The sequence below is a fragment of the Arthrobacter sp. 05L421 genome (assembly GCF_056397785.1).
Genome location: NZ_JBFTOC010000054.1, coordinates 1 through 1,535 on the forward strand (window position 1 = coordinate 1; position 1,535 = coordinate 1,535).

The 1,535-nt window shown below is 64.3% G+C and carries 2 protein-coding genes; both read right to left on the bottom strand.

Annotated features, from left to right (window positions below; translation table 11 throughout):
• Positions 1 to 10: 10 nt before the first annotated feature.
• Positions 11 to 1,051, bottom strand: a complete 1,041-nt coding sequence (locus tag AC1DKQ_RS22360; protein ID WP_476920274.1) for an IS3 family transposase — start codon at positions 1,049 to 1,051, stop codon at positions 11 to 13.
• Complete coding sequence (locus tag AC1DKQ_RS22365) at positions 1,015 to 1,449, bottom strand: hypothetical protein (protein ID WP_476920275.1); 435 nt, start codon at positions 1,447 to 1,449, stop codon at positions 1,015 to 1,017. Before AC1DKQ_RS22365 ends, AC1DKQ_RS22360 begins: the two co-directional genes overlap by 37 nt.
• Positions 1,450 to 1,535: the final 86 nt, after the last annotated feature.

Here is a 1,535-nt window from a genome sequence, read left to right on the forward strand (position 1 = left end):
TCGGAATGAATCAAGCTGTTTGTGACAGCGGGTTGGTTTTGTGGTTGATGCCGGCGTGGGTCGGGGCGGCTGGTGCGGTGGGTTTGTTTCGGTAGCGGTGAGGGTGCCGGGCGTGGCAGGCGTTGAGGGTTGCTTGGCGGCGTTGGCGTGCCTGGTCGACTCGTCCTTCGTGGACGGTGTCGGGCGTGTAGTAGTTCAGGCCGCTGTGGCGGTGGTTGGCGTTGTAGTCCACGAAGAATGCCGCCATGTAGTCGCGGGCGTGCTGGAGGTCCTGGAATCGGCGGGGAAAGTCCAGGTCGTATTTCACTGTCTTGAACAGGGATTCCGAGTAGGGGTTGTCGTCGGAGACCCGCGGGCGGGAGTAGGACAGTGTGATGCCCAGGGACTGGGCTAGCTGGAGGGTGCTGCCGGCGCGCATGGGTGCGCCGTTGTCGGCGTGGAGCACGGCAGGGTGCTGCCGGTTTGCGGTGACCGCGCCGTTGATCAGTGCCGCGGCGAGGGCGGCCGTTTCGGTGTGTTCGACGCGGTGCCCGACGACTCTGCGGGAGAAGACGTCCAGGATCGCGTAGAGCCGGTAGGTATGTTTTCCCGGGCCGTGGAGCATCGTGATGTCCCAGCTCCAGAGCTGGTTCGGGGCGGTCGCGTGGATGATGGGTTTGGCTCGTTTGGGGCCGGTGCCCGTGCGCTGCTCGCGGCGGTCGCCGTTCTGTCCGTTCCGGGCCACGATGCGGTGGGCGGCGGCGATGGAAAAGAAACAGTGCCCCGCGTCGAGCATCCGGTAGTAGGCCTGGGTGACGGAGAGGTTGGCGTATTCCCTGGAGTTCAGCAGCTCCATGAAAGCGTCGGCCTCGGCCTCGGTGATCCGGTTCGGGTAGGCGCGGTCGGGATGGGGCACCATGATCCCCGGCCGCGTAGGCGGGCTCAGATGCCGGTACCAGGCCGTGCGGTGAACGCCTACCAGGGCGCAGGCCTTCACCGCGGACCAGCCGGCCGTGATCAGTTTCCCGGCAAAGCTCAGGGCGATGTCTTTCCAGGTTTTGGCGTCAGCCACTCCGGCCGGCCCGGCTCCGGCTCCTCCACTTTTGGATCCGTCGCCGCCGCGCTCTTGGCCATCGCGTCCAAGAGCGCGGAAGCTTTTCCCAGAATGTCCACGGCAGCCTCGGACCGGGCCAGCTTGGCCTTGAGGATTTCGTTTTCCTTCAAGACCCGTTTGAGCAACTGCTTATCGCCCGCGTTCAATCGCTGGTCCTCCTCCAGGTTGTCCGATCTGGACCTCAGCTCCCCGGCCTCCCGCTGGCGGCACCAACGGTTCATGGTGGCCTCGGTGATGCGTGCCGCCCTGATGAATGCGGCCTTAGAGCCCCACTCGAGGCATTTGTCGTACTCGTCCAGCATCGCGTGCTTCTGGTCGGTAGTGAAGTGCTTCCGGTTCGAAACACGAACAGGCATAACGAAATCCATGATGGACCTTTCCCCGCACTGCACCGGCTCCAGCAACAGGGAACCTGTCACACAACAGCCTGACACACAGGGAA